This window comes from Alkalimonas sp., from assembly GCF_020831925.1.
Lineage (GTDB): Bacteria > Pseudomonadota > Gammaproteobacteria > Enterobacterales > Alteromonadaceae > Alkalimonas.
This window is the reverse complement of record NZ_JAFIFQ010000003.1, coordinates 102,122-121,119: the sequence shown is the minus strand read 5'-3', so window position 1 is coordinate 121,119 and position 18,998 is coordinate 102,122. Positions and strand designations below refer to the sequence as shown.

16 protein-coding genes are annotated in these 18,998 nt (G+C 49.5%); 9 read left to right on the top strand and 7 right to left on the bottom strand.

Annotated elements, in window-relative coordinates:
• Positions 1-38: 38 nt before the first annotated feature.
• The 4 genes from JJU14_RS02200 to fabB form a co-directional block, all read right to left on the bottom strand.
• On the bottom strand, positions 39-2,852 hold the full coding sequence (locus JJU14_RS02200; RefSeq protein WP_228610968.1) for a FimV/HubP family polar landmark protein: 2,814 nt from the start codon (positions 2,850-2,852) through the stop codon (positions 39-41).
• Positions 2,853-3,104: 252 nt separating this feature from the next.
• Positions 3,105-4,124 (bottom strand): aspartate-semialdehyde dehydrogenase, encoded by a 1,020-nt coding sequence (locus tag JJU14_RS02195; protein WP_091344565.1) that lies wholly within the window; start codon positions 4,122-4,124, stop codon positions 3,105-3,107.
• Positions 4,125-4,144: 20 nt separating this feature from the next.
• The gene (locus JJU14_RS02190; protein WP_228610967.1) at positions 4,145-5,257 is read right to left on the bottom strand and encodes a 4-phosphoerythronate dehydrogenase; all 1,113 of its coding nucleotides are present in this window, start codon (positions 5,255-5,257) and stop codon (positions 4,145-4,147) included.
• Between the two features lie 76 nt (positions 5,258-5,333).
• Positions 5,334-6,548 (bottom strand): beta-ketoacyl-ACP synthase I, encoded by a 1,215-nt coding sequence (gene fabB / locus JJU14_RS02185; RefSeq protein ID WP_091344568.1) that lies wholly within the window; start codon positions 6,546-6,548, stop codon positions 5,334-5,336.
• A gap of 171 nt (positions 6,549-6,719) precedes the next feature.
• On the opposite strand from fabB, the gene mnmC reads away from it, so the two are divergent.
• The 4 genes from mnmC (at position 6,720) to JJU14_RS02165 (ending at position 10,192) form a co-directional block, all read left to right on the top strand.
• Positions 6,720-8,582, top strand: a complete 1,863-nt coding sequence (gene mnmC / locus JJU14_RS02180; protein WP_228610966.1) for a bifunctional tRNA (5-methylaminomethyl-2-thiouridine)(34)-methyltransferase MnmD/FAD-dependent 5-carboxymethylaminomethyl-2-thiouridine(34) oxidoreductase MnmC — start codon at positions 6,720-6,722, stop codon at positions 8,580-8,582.
• 120 nt (positions 8,583-8,702) lie between these two features.
• Positions 8,703-9,332 (top strand): response regulator, encoded by a 630-nt coding sequence (locus JJU14_RS02175; RefSeq protein ID WP_228610965.1) that lies wholly within the window; start codon positions 8,703-8,705, stop codon positions 9,330-9,332.
• Positions 9,325-9,726, top strand: a complete 402-nt coding sequence (locus JJU14_RS02170; protein ID WP_228610964.1) for a response regulator — start codon at positions 9,325-9,327, stop codon at positions 9,724-9,726. Before JJU14_RS02175 ends, JJU14_RS02170 begins: the two co-directional genes overlap by 8 nt.
• 118 nt (positions 9,727-9,844) lie before the next feature.
• Entirely contained in the window at positions 9,845-10,192 is a 348-nt protein-coding gene (locus tag JJU14_RS02165; RefSeq protein ID WP_228610963.1) for a hypothetical protein, read from the top strand.
• On the opposite strand, the gene JJU14_RS02160 is transcribed toward JJU14_RS02165, so the two are convergent.
• On the bottom strand, positions 10,189-11,064 hold the full coding sequence (locus JJU14_RS02160) for an OmpA family protein (protein ID WP_228610962.1): 876 nt from the start codon (positions 11,062-11,064) through the stop codon (positions 10,189-10,191). The genes JJU14_RS02165 and JJU14_RS02160 overlap by 4 nt on opposite strands.
• 113 nt (positions 11,065-11,177) lie before the next feature.
• On the opposite strand from JJU14_RS02160, the gene rnt reads away from it, so the two are divergent.
• On the top strand, positions 11,178-11,840 hold the full coding sequence (gene rnt, locus JJU14_RS02155) for a ribonuclease T (RefSeq protein WP_228610961.1): 663 nt from the start codon (positions 11,178-11,180) through the stop codon (positions 11,838-11,840).
• 48 nt (positions 11,841-11,888) lie between these two features.
• On the opposite strand, the gene JJU14_RS02150 is transcribed toward rnt, so the two are convergent.
• Entirely contained in the window at positions 11,889-12,233 is a 345-nt protein-coding gene (locus tag JJU14_RS02150) for a Grx4 family monothiol glutaredoxin (RefSeq protein WP_228610960.1), read from the bottom strand.
• Positions 12,234-12,478: 245 nt separating this feature from the next.
• On the opposite strand from JJU14_RS02150, the gene sodB reads away from it, so the two are divergent.
• From sodB to JJU14_RS02130, 4 genes are all read left to right on the top strand, one after another.
• A complete protein-coding gene (gene sodB, locus JJU14_RS02145) occupies positions 12,479-13,063 on the top strand; it encodes a superoxide dismutase [Fe] (protein ID WP_228610959.1) in 585 nt (194 codons plus the stop codon).
• A 207-nt stretch (positions 13,064-13,270) separates the two neighbouring features.
• A complete protein-coding gene (locus JJU14_RS02140; protein ID WP_228610958.1) occupies positions 13,271-15,193 on the top strand; it encodes a PrkA family serine protein kinase in 1,923 nt (640 codons plus the stop codon).
• Positions 15,194-15,212: 19 nt separating this feature from the next.
• On the top strand, positions 15,213-16,481 hold the full coding sequence (locus JJU14_RS02135) for a YeaH/YhbH family protein (protein ID WP_228610957.1): 1,269 nt from the start codon (positions 15,213-15,215) through the stop codon (positions 16,479-16,481).
• A gap of 20 nt (positions 16,482-16,501) precedes the next feature.
• Complete coding sequence (locus JJU14_RS02130; RefSeq protein WP_228610956.1) at positions 16,502-18,016, top strand: SpoVR family protein; 1,515 nt, start codon at positions 16,502-16,504, stop codon at positions 18,014-18,016.
• Here the strand turns inward: JJU14_RS02130 and JJU14_RS02125 are convergent.
• A complete protein-coding gene (locus tag JJU14_RS02125; protein WP_228610955.1) occupies positions 18,011-18,997 on the bottom strand; it encodes a diguanylate cyclase in 987 nt (328 codons plus the stop codon). The genes JJU14_RS02130 and JJU14_RS02125 overlap by 6 nt on opposite strands.
• Position 18,998: the final 1 nt, after the last annotated feature.

Genomic DNA, 18,998 nt, shown 5'->3' with positions numbered 1-18,998 from the left:
TGCCCAGTCAACGGAGCGACTGATTGCTGTGCTTTGGTTTAATCGGACGCTTTGCCCTGCTGTAATTGCCTGACTTCTTCTTTGATGGCAGCCGGTGCGTCTGAGTTAAGCAGTTCTTTAATCACTTGTTCAGCGCTATCTTGATCATCGATTTCAAGGTAAGCCCGAATCAGATCCAACTGGGCGGCGAATTCACTGTGCTCATCGGTCAAGTCGGCTTGATCAAGCACCTGCTGATAATCATCCAAATCCAGATCCACATTCAAGTCTGCTGGCTTCGCAGAGTCTACTCGCTCATTGGCTTCAGCCAGCAATTGATCAATGTCCTGAAAATCATCATCGGATACATGACCAGTATCGCTATCCTGTGAAAGCTCTAGCGACTCACTGCCCTCATCGCCTTGTTCAGACACACGCTCAGCCATTTGTTCCAATTCAGATAACATGGCATCAAAGTCACTGCCATCATCCTCATCCAACTCCATATCACCACTAAACTGATCCGCTAGCTCTGTTTCATCCTGTTCTTGCAATAAAGCATCATCAAAATCGTAGTCCGTAAGTTCGGCTTCGCTGCTCTGGGCTAGCACATCCGACTCTGCCATCTCATCCAGATCAAGCTCATCCGTTGTTTCAGTTGCATGCACTTCTGCTTCGGTGTCTGTGTCAATGTCAGCTTCTAACTCAGTATCCAACTCTACTTCAGTGCCAGTTTCCGCGCCAGCTTCAGACTCTGCTTCCGGTTCTGCTTCTTTTTTAGCAAGCTCAACATCTTCATCAGTCAGCTCCAGTTCCGGGTATTCATCAAGCACTTCACTGGGATTCTCGACCGAGCGCGCAGCGGCGGAAGGGGAGACAACAGAATCATCATCCAGATCCGTCAAATTTGGTGTTTCGAGCTCACTGTCATCGATGGTTTCTGCCGGAAAGTCATCTTCCAAATCTGCAAAATCAGTCAGGTACTCTGCTTCAGTTTCGGCCTCGCGCTGCAGTTCAACTTCATCCGATTGAATCAGGCCATCATCGTCGTTTGCCAAGGCATCTTCGGACATAACCACTGCATTCTCATCCTCACTGAGTAAGTTTGAGAGTTCATCCTGCGCCGTTTCATCTGCGCGAGTTTCGTCACGCATAGCATTCTGTTCAGTATCATCCAATTGTACCGTAGCTATATCTTCAGACGGATCATCGGCTTGCAGATCTTGTTCTTCGAGCAGTTCATCGAGTTCATCAAAGATGGCGTTTTCATCATCTTCAGTCAGGCTCTGCGACTCCTCCTCTGCCAAGCTTTCCTGCACCAGACTTTCGGCAAAAGCATCCAACTCGGAGCTATCAAAGGATGATTCCGATTGTATCGCATCATCCGTCAACGCCTCATCAGCCAGCATCTCATCAGCTTCATCCTCAATCAAAGATGGTGACGCCTGCTCCTGACTTTCATCAAGAAGGTCAGATTCAGACAGCTCAGATATTTTGGCACTGGGTGTCGTTTGCTCTGCCGGCTCGTCCTCAGGTATATCCAGTTCAATTTCTTCGAGGAGCTCATCATCAAGATCGTCTGTACTGGCTGTTGAGGGCTCCATATCATCATCAGCCTCGGCAAAAAGTGAATCCAAATCAGTGCCTGACAAAATATTATCAGGGTCAAATTCCGCGGCACTATCGTCGGTCAAGTCGTCTGTCGCAGCTGTGCTTTCCGCGGGCGATAATTCATCATCCAATAGGGCATCGTCATCCAACAACGCATCATCATCCAAGAGTGCGTCATCGTGATCCAATAAATCATCTGCCGATCCAATGCTGCTATCATCCAACAATACTTCGTCGTCTAACAAGTCATCACTTAAATCAACCGGACTGTCGTCCACATCTTCATTAAAGGCGTCATCCAGCAAGGAGTCATCCAGGCTAAATAAGGAATCGTCCATATCAAGGCTGTCATCAACCGCAGGCAATGGCGACTGATAATTGCTGACTGCTTTAGGCTCGGCAGTAGCCGCTTCTATGGTTTCCTGTGCCCGCTTGCTGCGTCGTTTAATCCAGAAAAGTAAACCGAGTAAAATTCCAAGTGCCGGCACCGATGCTGCCAGCACCCAGACGGCAGGGTTGGCGAGTAAATGTTGCCAATCACCATCGGCTTGCTCCTGCTGCATGGCTTGCTGCTCTGCCATCCACTCCGCTTGCATACGAACCATTTGTTCCAACTCGCGCTGCAGTTCAGCATCCTGAGCCATCTGCGATTTTAATGCATCCAGTTGCTGCTGTACCGAATCCAGGGTATTTTTAAGTCCCTGGTTTTCTTGCATGATACCTTCCACCAACAACATCGACTCACCAAAGCGATAACGAAGTTGCTGCAATTGTTGTTGTTGCTCCTGCTCCAACCGGGCAACCGTTTCTTGCAGTTGCTGGCTGACTGCTGGTTGAGCAGCTGCTGGTTGGGCGGTTTCGGTTGCCGCTGGCTGGCTGGCTCTGGAACGCCTGGCCCAGCTCTCGTCATCCGCGGTTGATTTTTGCCGCGCCTGGACCGGATCAACCGCACGGATTTCACGCAATGAAGGCACATCCAGCATAGCGCCGGTTCGCAGATGATTGAAGTTGTTGTCTAAAAAAGCCTGCGGGTTTTTCAGGTAAATCGCATACATGACCTGATACATGTCAGCACCATCCGGTCGTACTTGCTGCGCTAGACGCCAGAGCGTATCTGACGGCGTGATAGGTCCAAGCTGCTGCACCCGACTTTGCTGATCCAGAGCTCTCGGACCACGAATAGGGGTGCTACCGTCGCTGGCAATGGCCAGCGTCGATAAATTGACAAGACAAATCAGAAAAAAAATTCGCCAGAGCTGCATGTATGTTTCCTAATCCAACCGGCTCCTGCCGGGCTTTCGTGGCTGTCTGATGCATTAAAATCGGCCACCAGGGCATCGTTGCCCATCAATCACTGAAAAATTCAGACAGAATCTACACGGAATCTATGCAAACAACATTCCATCTCGTCTATAACGGCACTATAAAGCAGAACTTAAATGGCTGCCAGCCAACCGGGAGGCACTGACGAAAAAAAAGCCAACTTGAGGTTGGCTCTTTTCCATACAAATGGCTTACAGGTAATCGCGGATAAGGTGTTCTGCAATTTGAATGCTGTTGGTGGCAGCCCCTTTGCGAATATTATCTGCCACCACCCACAGGTTTAAGCCCAGCTCATGCGAGATATCTTTGCGAACTCGCCCAACAAAAACTTCATCATGGCCAGCTGCATGGCTGACCTGGGTCGGAAAGTCTTCATTTTGCTCGAGTAGCACTACCCCCGGAGCATTGGCCAACAGAGCCTTGGCCTGATCGGCATCAATCGGCTGGCGGGTTTCAATATGCACCGCCTCAGCATGACCATAAAAGGCGGGAACCCGAACCGCAGTGGCATTGACGGCAATGCTGTCATCACCAAAGATTTTTTGGGTTTCCCAGTGCATCTTCATTTCTTCTTTGGTGTAGTCGTTATCCAGGAAAACATCAATCTGTGGGATCACATTAAACGCGATTTGACGACTGAACTGGCCTTTTTCTTCCACCGGTCGACCATTCATCAATTGCGCTGTTTCATGCGCCAGGGCTTCCACAGCCTCTTGGCCAGCACCACTGACCGACTGGTAGGTTGCCACATTGATACGGCTGATGCCAACGGCATCGTAAATTGGTTTTAAGGCAACGAGCATCTGGATGGTAGAGCAATTCGGATTAGCAATGATGTTACGGTTGCGAAAATCAGCCAGAGCTGCAGCATTCACTTCAGGCACTACCAAGGGAATATCGGCTTCATAACGATAATGTGAGGTATTGTCGATCACGACACAACCAGCATCAGCGGCCTTGGGTGCATAAATAGCTGACACACTGCCGCCTGCGGAAAACAAGCCAATTTGTGCCTGCGTCCAATCAAATTGCTCTACGTCCAGTACGGTGATTTTCTTGCCGCGAAAGTTGACCTTGCTACCAGCAGAGCGGCTGCTAGCTAATGGGAATAACTGATTAACCGGAAAGTCACGCTGTTCCAGTAGTTCGATTAGGTGCTGACCAACCAGGCCGGTAGCACCCAGCACGGCAACGTTGTACTGCTGAGCCATAATATCTGTTCCTCTTCTTGCTATTGCCTAAAGCCAATTTGATACAACCAGTCAGGCACCTGAGTGCCATGCACTGCTATGCTGCTGCATTCTCGCCGGGCCGGATAATGTTTTCTGAGCCAGTCAAACCCTTGCTGATGAATGTGATGACGGAATAATGCATCATCGCGCCGCACATCATATACCAATCTGAATAGATTTTGGACATCTGGAAGCCCAAAATTTTCAGTTATTTGCACCGAGCTGATGGGGGATAAGGGGCAAAAGTCATTCAGGCTATACAAAACAGGGGCTTGCAGCTGCTGACACAGCTGCTGATACAAGTATTCGGTGCCTCGGGCTTTGCCCTCAATACTATGACCGGCGATGTGGGCAGTGGCGATATCCAAATAAGGAAGTAGTGGCAACAAAATATCCGGCTCCTGCTCCCAGACATCCAGTACCAGCGCACGCTGCCGACCGCTGCTCGCCTCGGCCAGCAATGCCTGATTATCAAATACAGCCCCACGGCAAGCATTGAGCAAGGCACAACCTGGCTTGAGTTGCTGCAAGGTAGTGGCATTGATCAGATGATGGGTTGAATAAGGTCCCTGCCTGGTATGCGGTACATGAAAACTAAGCACATCCGCCTTAGAAAGTAGTACTTCCAACGGCTGGTGTGGAAAATCTGGTTCATTTTGAGCACGTAGCGGATCGCACAGCAACACCTTACAGCCAAGCAACTGCAGCACCTCAGCCAGCGGCTGTCCGATATTACCAACGCCAACAATACCTATCAGCTGATCTGCCAGGGGCCACTGGTAGCGCTCCGCCAGAAAAAATATACTGCTAAGGATGTATTCCACCACGGCCCGGGCATTGCACCCGGGTGCACTGCTAAAGGCAATACCACGCTCCGCCAGATACGCCTGATCCACATGATCTGTTCCTATGGTGGCAGTACCTACAAAGCGTAACTTTCTTGCTTGTGCCAGCAAGTCGGGAGTAACCTGGGTGACAGAACGCACTAAAAGTACATCTGCATCGGTGAGTAACTCTGGCTGCAGTTGACGGCCGGCAAATGGCCGGACCTCACCAAAACCGGCAAAGAATTGCCTGGCATAGGGCATGTAGTCATCAGCATAAATAATCATCCGGGCTAGCTCCTGCAGTCGCATAAAAAAACCACCGGCCCGCGGTGGTTTTTTTCAAGGTTCACCAGTGGCTATTCTACCCTTGGTAGCGTTTCATCACCAGCGTGGCATTGGTGCCGCCAAAGCCGAAGCTATTAGACATAACGCTATTAAGTTCGCGCTTGGTCATTTCAGTGACGATATTTAAACCAGCCGCAGCTTCATCCAGTTGTTCAATATTAATCGAAGGCGCAACAAACTGATGCTTAAGCATCAACAAAGAATAGATAGCCTCATGCACACCGGCCGCGCCAAGCGAATGTCCTGTCATGGCTTTAGTTGCACTAATCGCCGGCGATTGACCAGCAAACACTTCCTGTATCGCTGCCAGCTCTTTCACATCACCAACCGGTGTACTGGTGCCGTGGGTATTGACATAATCGACAGGGCCATCCAAGTGCTCCATCGCCATCTGCATGCAGCGCACAGCACCTTCTCCGCTTGGTGCCACCATATCAAAACCATCTGAGGTTGCACCATAGCCGATAACTTCGGCAATAATAGTAGCACCACGGGCTAACGCATGCTCCAACTCTTCCACCACCACCATGCCGCCACCGCCGCTGATCACAAAACCATCTCGGTTGGCATCGTAGGTACGGGATGCTTTTTCAGGCGTCTCGTTGTATTTGGTCGATAAGGCGCCCATGGCATCGAATTCCATTGCTAGGGTCCAGTGCAATTCTTCGCCACCACCGGCAAAGACCACATCCTGCTTACCCAACTGGATCAACTCGACCGCATGACCGATACAATGTGCACTGGTGGCACATGCAGAACTGATGGAGTAATTAACCCCTTTGATTTTAAAAGGTGTAGCCAAACATGCCGAACAGGTACTGGACATGGTTTTTGGTACCGCATAGGGGCCAACCCGCTTCACCCCTTTTTCACGCAGAATATCGGCCGCTTCTACCTGAGTTTTTGAAGATGCGCCACCAGAGCCGGCCACCAGGCCTATACGAGGATGTGAAATCTGCTCGGCGGTGAGTCCGGCATCCGCCATAGCTTCTTGCATCGCAATGTAGGCATAAGCTGAGGCATCGGCCATAAAACGCATTGCTTTGCGATCAATCAGGCTGGATGGATCTATTTTCAGGTTGCCCCAGACTTGCGAACGTAAGCCCAGATCAGCAAACTCCTGCGAAAAAGTAATGCCCGAACGCCCTGCCTGCAGCGATTCCAGCACTTCCTGCTGATTGTTGCCAATGCTGGACACAATGCCCATGCCGGTGATAACGGCTCTTTTCATGATTTACTCCTGTCTCGGCACTCGCAGTACCGACCCTGATTGCACTATAATTGCTGGCTATTTTACGAATTTTTGCCGGCCAAGTGGTCCGCTTTCAGCGAACACTTGTACACTGACAGCTATTTTGTCGTCTTGCTGGCAAAACTACAAGTCCATTTTGCCAGGGGTCTGATGAAAGTTGTTCAACAAGCCACAATTCATTTTAACGAACAAGGTACCCCAGTCGCCGAGCGCTTTGATGATGTCTATTTCTCCAACGATGGTGGTTTGGCAGAAACCGACTATGTATTTTTAAAGCACAATGGCCTGCCGGAGCGTTGGCCTAATCACCCGGCTGCGTTTTTTCATATTGCAGAGACCGGCTTTGGAACAGGCAGCAACTTCCTGTTGGCTTGGCTGCGCTTTCGCCAGTATCGCCAACAACACCCAGCCGCTCGCTGCCAGCGGCTATATTTTACCAGCTTTGAAAAATTCCCGCTCAGCCGGACCGATTTAACACAGGCTCTTAATGCCGCCACTGAGCTTGATACGCTGGCACAGAAGCTGCTTGAGCAGTATCCGGTAGCGACATCCGGTTGTCACCGACTGGTGTTTGATCAGGGTGCTGTCGTGTTGGATCTCTGGCTGGGCGATGTACTGGACACCTTGCCCGAGCGCGATTCAACTGTTGCAGTCGATGCCTGGTTTTTGGATGGCTTTGCCCCGAGTAAAAACCCGGATATGTGGCAGCAGCCCTTGTTTGAGCAACTGGCACGGCACAGCCGAGCAGGTACCACAGTCGCAACCTTCACGGCTGCAGGTATGGTCAAACGCGGCTTGCTGGAAGCGGGCTTTGAGGTCAAAAAGGTCAAAGGCTTTGGCCGTAAAAGAGAGATGCTAACAGCAACCTATAATCGAGAGAATGCCCGGGGACCTGCAAAGCAAACAGCAAAAGAAGTCACCATTCTTGGGGGTGGCATTGCTGCCATTTGCCTGAGCCTGGCCTTGCTGAGTAAAGGTGCTAAAGTCCGCTTACTGTGTGCAGACTCTAGTTTGGGGCAAGGAGCTTCCAAAAACCGCCAGGGTGCACTTTATCCAAACCTGCATGCTGAGCTGACCGACACCAGCCTGATCCAGGCCAGTTGTTTTGGCTTTGCCCGCCGGTTCTTTTCGCTCAGCCAGCTACACTTTGAGTTCCCAATGGACTGGTGCGGTGTCTTGCACCAAGCCTGCACTTCACAGTTGCAAAAACGACTGAGTAAATTAACGGACAGCTGGCCGGGCGAGTTAGTGCAGAGCCTTACAGCCTCAAACGCCAGTGATATAGCGGGCTTGGAACTGCCCTATGCTGCTATTTGGTATCCCAGCGCCGGCTGGTTAAGCCCGCAACAGTTTTGTCTTGCAGCAGCCGGTTACCTGGCGAAGCAACCAGGCATGACCATTCATTATCAATGGCCTGTAGAGCAATTGGAGGCTATACCCGACGGCTGGCGATTGCATGGCGGCACACGACCGCCGCTGGATACGAACACACTGGTGTTGGCACTTGGCCATCAGAGCAATACTTTACTCAACGGAAACCCACTACCAATTCGCGGCATCCGAGGCCAGGTCAGTTATGTGCAGGCAGAGTCACTGCAACCTTTAAAAACGGTGCTTTGCCACAAAGGTTATATCACACCTGCCTGGCAAGGGCTGCAAGCCATTGGTGCAACCTTCGACCGCAACCGCAGCAACGATGAGCTGCTATCAGCTGATGATGACGCCAATCTGGCTCTGGTGCAGGATAGCCTGCAGCACCCCTCATGGATGACCCCCGTTACGGTCATCGAGTCCAGAGCAGGTGTTCGAGCCACCGTCCCCGATCATCTGCCACTTTATGGCAACTGGCCAATGACTGGCTCGCAGTGTCAGATACTGACCGGTTTTGGCGCACGAGGATTACTATTTGCGCCCTTAGTGGCAGAAACTCTGGCTGCCAGTCTGATGCAGGAGCCAAGCCCCCTGCCATTGAGCTGGCAAAAACAATTAAAAGCTTGCCGTTATCAGAAGTAAGCCTTTGGTTACCAAAACTTGTGTCTACAGAATATTTGCCGCAAGATAATAGTTACCCACCCGGCAGCAGCGTTGAAGGTTGGGTAGTTAATCTTTGCTAGCCTGGTTGGAGAGTCCCTCATGACTGACACCATTCGCTTAATCCTGGCCGAGGATGATGATTTTTTACGGCAGCTACTGCAAATGCAATGCGAAGCGCATGGCGCTGAGGTCGCAGCGGTTACAAACGGTGAGGAAGCCGTTAGCCTGGCTCTTAGCTACGAATACGATGTGCTGTTAATGGATATTCAGATGCCGGTTTGCGATGGTATTCAGGCCATGACCTTGTTGCGGCAACTTGGTTATGAGCGCCCTATTTACGCCATGTCTGCTGATAACATCACTGCTGATGGCTTTACCAGTGTGTTGAAGAAACCCTTACAAGAAACTGATTTGCAGCAGTTGTTTCAACAACAAAGTCCTAAGCCATCGGTTGCATTGGTGATAGCACCGGAGCTAATGCAGCAATTTCTTCACAGTCTGCCTCAGTTGCAGCAGCAATTAGACCTATGCCGTCAGCAACGAGACTGGCCTGAGCTGCAACGCCTTAGTCATAAGCTAGCAGGCTCAGCCGGCAGCTTTGGTTATCCGTCTATCAGTGAAAAAGCGAAGCAGCTGCAACAAGCACTGATGCAGCAGGAACCGTCAGCAGTTATAGAGCACCGCCTTGCTCAGTTGCATCTGCAGCTGCAGGAGGTCAAACATGCCTGAGCGTAAAATTTTATTGGTGGATGATGTTGATTACACCCGTCAGCTGCTACGAAACAACATTATGGCTATTTGCCAAAGCGGTAAGATCCGCAATAAAAACTTCACCTTTTATAATGCTGGCAAGGCCTCGGCGGCGATGGACTTGTTTAGCATGCAGTTGCCGGGCATGGTGTTTCTGGATATTGAATTGCCCGACGCATCCGGATTAGAGCTATTGAAAAAATTCAAAGCATTAAAGCCAGATTGCTTCATCGTAATGGTTAGTGGCGTCAGCACCCTGGATAACGTTAAACAAAGCATGGCGGATGGTGCGGCCAGTTTTATTGTCAAACCATTTACCGGCGATAAAATCCTGGCAGCCCTTCGTTTGTATGAGCGTTACCTGACACAATAATGCTCACAGAGAAACTAGCCGCTGCTGTGGTCGGGTGGTAAGCTAAAGCGAATCTGACCGGACTTTATTGCCCAAAGCTGTCAGTAAGACCAAAGGCACTGATAAGAAGGAAAATCCAATGCAAATGTCCGCACCAAAGTTGGCGTTGTCTTTTTTGTTGTTACTCGTTACCGCCGGCGTCCAGGCAGCAGTGAATTTTGAACAATGGCAAAAACCTCAGGATGCCAGAGAGTTTGCCCGGCTGGATGACAGACTGCCCGCCGTACTCAGTTACTTCAGCCAACAAAGTCAGCATCAGCTGCAACAGTTTTATCAGCAGCAATTGGGTGAGCCAACCGAGCAAAGGCAGCGTTATGGCCAGTTGGAGCTGCACTACACTCAAGCGCAGCAACGCATTCGGATTATTATCTCAGAGCAGCAGCAATGGCGTCAGGTGGATATGATGGTGCTTGCTAACAACCCTTAAGGTCTGTTCATCTGCACCACAACCCGGCGGTTGATGGCCCTGTCTTGTACACGTTGGTTTGGTGCCACATTACGGCGCTGGCCGAAGCCTTCCACTTCGATGCGGTGTTCAGGCAAACCAGCCTCCACAAAAAAGCTTTTAACCTTTTCTGCCCGGCGAATGGATAATTGCTCATTCATCCACCTTCCGCCATAGGTATCGGTATGCCCCTGAATTTGCACCACTTCGATGGCATCATCGTGCTTCAGGTATTCAGCAATCGCGGCCAGTCGGCGCCTGGACTCACGGGTTAGCTGATCGCCCCCTACTTCGTAACTCAATACAGTAAAAGCAATATCGTCGAAACGATACGGCAGTAGCATGGACATACATTGGCTAAACTCGCGGTACACGGTTGGGAATTGCACTGGGTTTAGACTGGCAACGACTTTATTGTCTGGTCGGTACCAGTCAGAGAAATAAAATGTGGGCTGATAACCACGTTCCAGTTCATGCAACATGGCCCAGGCGGACTCTTTGGGTAAATCCCCATCAAACTGCTTGAGCAGACGCATGTTGGTTATCGCTCTGGGCTGCTCTCCAGGCCGCCAACGCGGTGGTAATGACAGCACTTCTGCCAAAGCATAGGCATCCGGTTGTTGCAGCATTTTGAGCTCAAACCAAAGATTCAGCTCTTTGCCGGCCTCACTGTGAAATACTGCCTCACCAAAGCCAGGGATAGGATGACTGATCTCACAGCGTAGCGGTGTATTGTGCCGCAGCTGCCACTCGGATTGCTCCAAAGCGGCAGAATATTGCCGGATATAGCTTTGTCCGGCAAAAGCCAGCTGTGTGCACAGCAAAAAAAGCGGGATTGGCAACAAAAACCGCATAAGAGACATCCTAGATGAACATTCTGAGTAAAAACCTAGCAAACGCCGTGCCGGGACGAGATCTAAACCGGATCTTTTGGCATAATAGCACTTTCAGCATAGCAGGCGGGTTCATGGCGCAAACAACTTCTTTACTGGCACAACGTTTTCGGGGCTATTACCCGGTGGTGATTGATATTGAAACCGCCGGCTTTAATGCTTCAACGGATGCACTGCTGGAAATAGCCGCCACCCTGCTTACTATGGATGAGCAAGGCCAGCTAAAACCATTCGAAACACTGCACTTTCATGTCGAGCCTTTTGCCGGCGCTAATCTTGAGCCGAGCGCGCTGGCCTTTAATGGCATCGATCCGTATCAGCCGCTGCGAGGTGCGGTACCAGAGCGTGAAGCCATTACCGAAATTTGCAAGGCAGTTCGTAAAGCGCAAAAAGCTGCTGGCTGTCAGCGCTCGGTGATCGTTGCGCACAATGCAGCTTTTGATCAGGGTTTTTTTAATGCCGCCTGCGAGCGCATTAACTTAAAGCGCAATCCCTTCCACCCTTTTGTTTCCTTTGATACCACCAGCCTGTCAGCACTGGCTCTGGGGCAAACTGTGCTGTCAAAAGCCTGCAAACAGGCAGGTATTGATTTTAACAACAAAGAAGCGCACAGCGCTCTGTACGATACCGAGCGTACGGCCGAACTGTTTTGCCATATCGTCAATCAATGGCAGCAACTAGGCGGCTGGCCTTTGACCAGCGAGATGGTGCAATCTGCAGCAGAGAGCTGCGACTAACCGATGTAAAAAAACCGCCGCAGCGGTTTTTTACGTCAAACCACAGCCTTATTCGCCAGCGGCTTCATCCTGACTGTGCTTTGCAGCCGCCTCCTTGATCAATGGCTGCAACTCACCACGCTGAAACATTTCCAGAATGATGTCGCAACCACCAATCAACTCACCTTCCACCCATAGCTGTGGGAAGGTAGGCCAATTTGCATAAACAGGCAGCTCGGCACGAATATCCGGGTTTTGCAGAATATCCACAAAGGCAAACTGCTCACCACAGCTAATTAATGCCTGGGCAGCCTGAGCAGAAAAACCGCAACTTGGCAGTTTTGGCGAGCCCTTCATGTACAACAGTATTGGGTTTTCAGTAATTTGCTGTTTAATTCTATCCAGGGTTTCCATAGCATATCCTCGTATCTATTCGGAAGTGCGGGCATTGTACCTTGTTCCAACAGGAAATTCATGGCCTGCCCCTTGTTTTTCGGCGGACTGACCCAATCATGGTAGGCAGTCGTAACAAAACATCTAAGTGCCCTCAATAAGCGACGCGTTAGAGCTTGGCAGGGCCGGTTAAAACTTGAGTATTTTACTCAGGTATTGTAGTCTAAACCGTGCAGACACTATTAACAACGTGAATGGAGAATAAAATGGCTTTCGAATTACCCGCCTTGCCGTATGCAAAAAATGCACTTGCTCCGCATATTTCAGAAGAAACTCTGGAATACCACTATGGCAAGCATCACAACACCTATGTGGTTAAGCTCAATGGCCTGATTGAAGGTACCGACTTCGCTGGTAAGTCACTTGAAGAGATCGTTCGTACCTCTGAAGGTGGAGTGTTCAATAACGCCGCCCAGGTGTGGAATCATACCTTCTACTGGCACTGCCTGAGCCCGAATGGTGGTGGTGAGCCTGCTGGTGCTCTGGCAGATGCGATTAACGCCAAATGGGGTTCATTTGCCGACTTTAAAGCTGCGTTTAACGACAAAGCCGTCAACAACTTCGGCTCCAGCTGGACCTGGTTGGTGAAAAAAGCCGATGGCAGCCTGGATATCGTTAACACCAGCAATGCTGATACTCCGTTAGCTCATGATGGCCTTACGCCGGTAATGACCGTTGACTTGTGGGAGCACGCTTACTACATCGATTACCGCAACGCCCGCCCAACTTACCTGGATGCTTTCTGGGCCTTGGTAAACTGGGATTTCGCCAGCAAGAATTTTGCAGCCTAATCCGTCTTAGCGATATCAAGCCCGGTTTATAAATCGGGCTTTTTTAAATCCAATTTCCCTGCCCGCCGTACATAATTCAACACCATTGCACTTTATTTGAGCTCGATTAAATCCATCTTTTTGCGATGAATTCTGAGCGAATTTATTTTTTACTGTCTAACCTTAGAGTAACTGGTACCTATTTTCGTCAGCTGATCGGAGGTGCATATGAGCATTGTTGAGCACTATAAGTCCAGATACGAAGCAACCAAGGAAGAGGAATACAGCATTCAGGAGTTTCTGCAGCTGTGCAAAACCGATAAAAGTTGTTTTGCCAGTGCCGCCGAACGTTTGCTGCTGGCTATTGGTGAGCCGGAACTGATTGATACCTCGAATGATCCCAAACTTAGCCGTTTGTTTTCCAATCGGGTGATCAGCCGCTACCCTGCGTTTGCCGACTTTTATGGCATGGAAGATGCCATCGAACAGATTGTCTCCTATTTAAAACACTCGGCTCAGGGACTGGAAGAAAAGAAACAAATTCTGTACCTGCTTGGCCCGGTTGGTGGTGGTAAGTCTTCACTGGCTGAAAAGCTGAAGTATTTGATGCAACAAGTGCCTATCTACTACCTGAAAGGCTCGCCGGTGTACGACCATCCATTGTGCCTGTTCGACGCCGATGAAGACGGCCAGCTGCTGGCTGAAGAGTTTGGGATACCGCGGCGCTATCTATCCACCATCATGTCACCTTGGGCCAGTAAACGGCTACATGAGTTCAATGGCGACATCAGCCAGTTCCGTGTCGTTAAACGCCACCCATCCATTTTGAACCAAATTGCGATCGCCAAAACCGAGCCCGGCGATGAAAACAACCAGGACATTTCCGCCTTGGTCGGTAAAGTCGACATTCGTAAACTCGAGCACTTCGCGCAACACGACCCAGATGCTTACAGCTACTCAGGAGCCTTGTGCCGTGCTAATCAAGGCCTGATGGAATTTGTCGAGATGTTCAAAGCGCCAATCAAGGTGTTGCACCCATTGCTCACAGCCACTCAGGAAGGCAACTACAACGGGACTGAAGGCTTGGCCGCTCTGCCGTTTGACGGCATGATTCTGGCCCACAGCAATGAGTCGGAATGGCAGACTTTTAAAAACAACAAAAACAACGAGGCGTTCCTTGATCGGGTCTACATTGTCAAAGTTCCTTACTGCCTGCGGGTATCGGAAGAGCAAAACATTTATCACAAGCTGATCGATAATTCAGAGCTGCGTGAAGCTCCGTGCGCCCCAGGGACTTTATCCTCTCTGGCCCAGTTTGTGGTGTTATCACGGTTGAAAGAGCCTGAAAACTCCAGCATCTATTCCAAAATGCGGGTCTATGATGGCGAAAGCCTCAAAGATACCGATCCAAAAGCCAAGTCTTATCAGGAGTATCGTGATTATGCCGGGGTCGATGAAGGCATGACCGGCCTGTCGACCCGCTTTGCTTTTAAAATTCTGTCACGGGTGTTCAACTTCGACTCGACCGAAGTAGCTGCGAACCCGGTGCATTTGTTTTATGTACTGGAGCAGCAAATTGAACGCGAACAGTTTCCAGCTGAAATGGCAGAGCGATTGCTGGAACATTTAAAGGGTTATCTAACACCCAAGTATGTTGAATTTATTGGCAAAGAGATCCAAACCGCTTATCTCGAGTCTTACTCCGAATATGGGCAAAACATCTTTGATCGCTATGTAATCTATGCTGATTTCTGGATCCAGGATCAGGAATACCGCGACCCGGAAACCGGACAATTGTTCGACCGGGCAGCGCTGAATGCCGAGCTGGAAAAAATTGAGAAGCCGGCTGGCATTAGCAACCCGAAAGACTTTCGCAACGAAATCGTCAACTTTGTGCTTAGAGCCAAAGCAAAAAACAATGGCAAAAATCCGGTTTGGACCAGCTACGAAAAACTGCGTACTGTGATTGAGAAGAAAATGTTCTCCAGCACCGAAGAGTTACTGCCTGTTATTTCGTTCAACGCCAAAACTTCAACCGAAGATCAGAAGAAACATGACGATTTTGTCAATCGTATGATGGAGAAAGGCTATACCCGCAAACAAGTCCGGCTGTTGTCGGAGTGGTATTTGCGGGTGCGTAAATCGCAGTAAATACGCAACCGGAGGCAGTATGGTGCATTTTATTGATCGACGACTCAATGGCAAAAACAAGAGTGCTGTCAACCGACAGCGCTTCTTGCGGCGCTACAAGCAACAGATCAAAAAGGCCGTTTCCGATGCGATCAGTAAGCGTAGCGTGACCGATATCGACAGTGGGGAGAGCATCAGCATTCCAGGAAAGGACATTACTGAACCGATGTTTCATCATGGTAAAGGTGGCCATCGAGAAATTGTCCATCCTGGCAATGATCAGTTCAGCCCTGGCGATCGCATCAAACGGCCGGATGGAGGTGGAGGCCAAGGCAGTGGCCGCGGTGATGCCAGCGCGGATGGTGAAGGTGAAGATGACTTTGTTTTTTCTATTTCCAAAGATGAGTACCTGGATCTGCTGTTTGAAGATCTGGAATTACCCAATCTGAAAAAAAATCAGCTGGATAAACTAACTCAATACAAACAGGTGCGAGCCGGCTACCGGGCTGAAGGGGTACCAACCAATATCGATATTGTTCGCTCGTTACGGGGCTCGCTAGCCCGGCGTATTGCCATGTCGGCTGATAAAAAACGTACCTTGACTGAACTGGAAGCGCAGCTAGCGGCTCTGCAGCAAGAAGCCGTTCCCAATCAACGACAACTGATGCAGCTGGAAGAAGAGATTACGCATTTAAAGCAACGCATTGCGGCAGTGCCATACATCGATAGTTTTGACTTACGTTATCGAAACTACCAGAAACGGCCAGAGCCGACCAGTAAAGCCGTGATGTTCTGCTTGATGGATGTATCTGGCTCAATGGATCAGGCCACCAAGGATATGGCAAAGCGCTTTTACATTCTGCTTTATCTGTTCCTTAGCCGCAGTTACAAAAATGTCGAGGTGGTCTACATTCGTCATCACACTCAGGCCAAAGAGGTTGATGAACAAGAGTTCTTCTACTCCCAGGAGACTGGCGGCACCATCGTTTCCAGTGCGCTTAAAATGATGCACGACATTGTACGTGAGCGGTACAACCCGGAAGAGTGGAATATTTACGCCGCTCAAGCATCGGATGGCGATAACTGGACTGATGATAGCCCATTGTGCCAACAAATTATGCGCAATCATATCCTGCCACTAGTGCGTTATTATGCCTATATCGAAATCAGCACCCGAGCGCATCAAAGCTTGTGGCAACAGTACGAAAGTCTGCTACCGCAGTTTGACAATTTTGCCATTCAGTCCATTCGGGAACAGGCCGATATTTACCCGGTATTCAGAGAGCTCTTTAAAAAACAAGCAGCTTAGTTTTTCAGCGGAGGTATATGATGGCCAAAGCACAGCGTAAACCAACCCCCTTGTCAGATGGGCCGGACTGGACCTTTGAGCTGCTGGACGACTATCATCAGCAAATTGCCAGGGTGGCAGCCCATTATGGGCTGGAGACCTACCCCAACCAAATCGAAGTGATTACTGCCGAGCAAATGATGGATGCATATTCCAGCATTGGTATGCCACTGGGTTATAATCATTGGTCTTACGGCAAAAAATTTATTCAGACCGAGCAGAATTACAAGCGCGGCTACATGGGACTGGCCTATGAAATCGTGATCAACTCCAACCCTTGCATTGCTTATCTGATGGAAGAAAACACCATCACCATGCAAGCCCTGGTGATGGCTCATGCCAGCTACGGCCACAACTCCTTCTTCAAGAATAACTACTTATTTAAGACGTGGACCGATGCCTCGTCCATTATCGATTACCTGTTATTTGCCAAAGACTATGTCAATCGCTGTGAAGAAAAGTATGGGATTGCTGAGGTTGAGGAAATCCTCGATTCCTGTCATGCCCTGATGAATTACGGAGTTGATCGCTACAAACGACCACAAAAAATTTCGATGGAAGAAGAGCAAAAACGCCAGGAAGAACGTGAAGCTTACCTGCAATCCCAGGTCAATGACTTATGGCGTACTATTCCAACCAAACCAGTCGCAGAAACCGAGCATAACAAACGCTTTCCTGTCGAGCCGCAAGAGAACATTTTGTATTTTATTGAAAAAAATGCGCCTTTATTAAAGCCGTGGCAACGTGAACTGGTGCGGATTGTGCGCAAAATCTCGCAATACTTTTATCCGCAAAAACAAACCCAGGTCATGAACGAAGGCTGGGCTACCTTTTGGCACTACACCATTTTGCAACATCTGTACGATGAAGGTGTGGTGAGCGAGCGCTTTATGATGGAATTTCTGCATACCCATACCAACGTGGTTGCACAGCCGCCATACAACAGCCCATATTATTCGGGTATCAATCCTTACGCGCTCGGTTTCGCCATGTTTACCGACTTACGCCGTATTTGCGAGCAGCCGACGGCTGAAGATAAAGAATGGTTCCCCGATATTGCTGGTTCAAACTGGCTTGAAACTTTGCACTTTGCCATGCAAAACTTTAAGGACGAGAGCTTTATCAGTCAGTACTTATCACCGAAAGTGATCCGCGACTTTCATCTGTTTGCCATTGTTGATGACAGCAAAGATCCAAGCCTGGAAGTTGCCGCCATCCATAATCAGGAGGGGTATCAGAGTATTCGCCAGATGCTGTCTGCGCAGTACAACTTAAGTCAGCTGGAACCCAATATTCAGGTATACAATGTCGATGTTCGTGGCGATCGATCGTTAACATTACGCTATGTACCGCAGCAAAACATCCCGTTGGAAGAAAAGAGTACTGCGGAAGTCATGAAGCATTTGCACCGATTATGGGGCTTTCAGGTGAGTCTGGAGCAGCAACAAGACGATGGCGTTATTCGGGAGCTGTGCCGCTGCCCTGCTGCTTCATGAGGTTTCGGGCTGCTCAGAGGGCATGCTGCTTGCTAATGTAACGCGATTACGGCCATTCGCCTTCGAAAAATACAAGGCTTTATCGGCTTGCTCTATCCACTGACGATGGTTTTCCATCGCTCTGGCTGACTCTGCAATACCGATACTTACCGAGCACTGAATGATCATCTCATGATGCCGTATCGGTGTTTTTTCCACCGACTTACGCAGCCGCTCCGCAAAATACATAGCCTGCGCTTCCGGAGTATCCACTAAAAGCACCGCAAATTCTTCACCACCATAACGGCCGGCAATGTCGGTTTCACGCAGATTTTTTTTCACCAGCTTGGCAATTTCCCGGATCACTTCATCGCCAGCAGCATGGCCATAATCATCGTTAACGCGTTTGAAGTGATCAATGTCGATCATCAATAGGCTACTGACATGTTGATGCCGCTGAATACGCTTGTACTCCTGCACCAAAGTATTTTCCCAACTACCGCGGTTGTGCAACTGAGTCAAAAAGTCAGTTTTTGAAAGCTGATGCAAACGATGATTCATCGATTCCAGTTCCAGCCGACTGACCGCCACATCGGTGACATCGTAAATAATCAGACACAAGTTCGTCACTTCTCCACGGGTGTTGGTGAGTGGAAAAATAGTACTGTTTTGGTACATAAATTCAGCAGAGCCAGTGATAGGACGATAATTACGAAATTTAAAAATATAAGGGCGCTGCTCCCAGATAGTAAAAGCACGATTTTTTAGTAGTAATACTGGGTCACACTTCCTGCGCAGCCAGTCTTCATCAATTTCCGGAAATAAATCAAATAAGTAACGATCACGTACCTGGCGAGGACTTAAGCCGCTGTGACTTTCCATAAAGCCATTCCAGACCTGGATACGATAATCACAGTTCAGCACCACTAAACCAACGTCCACGGTTTGAAACATGTCCATGAGCCAGTGGATTTCTGAAACTTCAACCTGTGCATCTGACATA

Excerpts from the sequence above, each read along its gene's own strand:
- JJU14_RS02165 (WP_228610963.1), top strand. The coding sequence starts at position 9,845 with ATGCAAATGTCCGCACCAAAGTTGGCGTTGTCTTTTTTGTTGTTACTC.
- rnt (WP_228610961.1), top strand. The coding sequence starts at position 11,178 with ATGGCGCAAACAACTTCTTTACTGGCACAACGTTTTCGGGGCTATTAC.
- fabB (WP_091344568.1), bottom strand. The coding sequence starts at position 6,548 with ATGAAAAGAGCCGTTATCACCGGCATGGGCATTGTGTCCAGCATTGGC.
- JJU14_RS02195 (WP_091344565.1), bottom strand. The coding sequence starts at position 4,124 with ATGGCTCAGCAGTACAACGTTGCCGTGCTGGGTGCTACCGGCCTGGTT.
- mnmC (WP_228610966.1), top strand. The coding sequence starts at position 6,720 with ATGAAAGTTGTTCAACAAGCCACAATTCATTTTAACGAACAAGGTACC.
- JJU14_RS02170 (WP_228610964.1), top strand. The coding sequence starts at position 9,325 with ATGCCTGAGCGTAAAATTTTATTGGTGGATGATGTTGATTACACCCGT.
- JJU14_RS02135 (WP_228610957.1), top strand. The coding sequence starts at position 15,213 with ATGGTGCATTTTATTGATCGACGACTCAATGGCAAAAACAAGAGTGCT.
- JJU14_RS02130 (WP_228610956.1), top strand. The coding sequence starts at position 16,502 with ATGGCCAAAGCACAGCGTAAACCAACCCCCTTGTCAGATGGGCCGGAC.
- JJU14_RS02125 (WP_228610955.1), bottom strand. The coding sequence starts at position 18,997 with ATGTCAGATGCACAGGTTGAAGTTTCAGAAATCCACTGGCTCATGGAC.
- JJU14_RS02190 (WP_228610967.1), bottom strand. The coding sequence starts at position 5,257 with ATGATTATTTATGCTGATGACTACATGCCCTATGCCAGGCAATTCTTT.
- sodB (WP_228610959.1), top strand. The coding sequence starts at position 12,479 with ATGGCTTTCGAATTACCCGCCTTGCCGTATGCAAAAAATGCACTTGCT.
- JJU14_RS02160 (WP_228610962.1), bottom strand. The coding sequence starts at position 11,064 with ATGCGGTTTTTGTTGCCAATCCCGCTTTTTTTGCTGTGCACACAGCTG.
- JJU14_RS02200 (WP_228610968.1), bottom strand. The coding sequence starts at position 2,852 with ATGCAGCTCTGGCGAATTTTTTTTCTGATTTGTCTTGTCAATTTATCG.
- JJU14_RS02150 (WP_228610960.1), bottom strand. The coding sequence starts at position 12,233 with ATGGAAACCCTGGATAGAATTAAACAGCAAATTACTGAAAACCCAATA.
- JJU14_RS02140 (WP_228610958.1), top strand. The coding sequence starts at position 13,271 with ATGAGCATTGTTGAGCACTATAAGTCCAGATACGAAGCAACCAAGGAA.
- JJU14_RS02175 (WP_228610965.1), top strand. The coding sequence starts at position 8,703 with ATGACTGACACCATTCGCTTAATCCTGGCCGAGGATGATGATTTTTTA.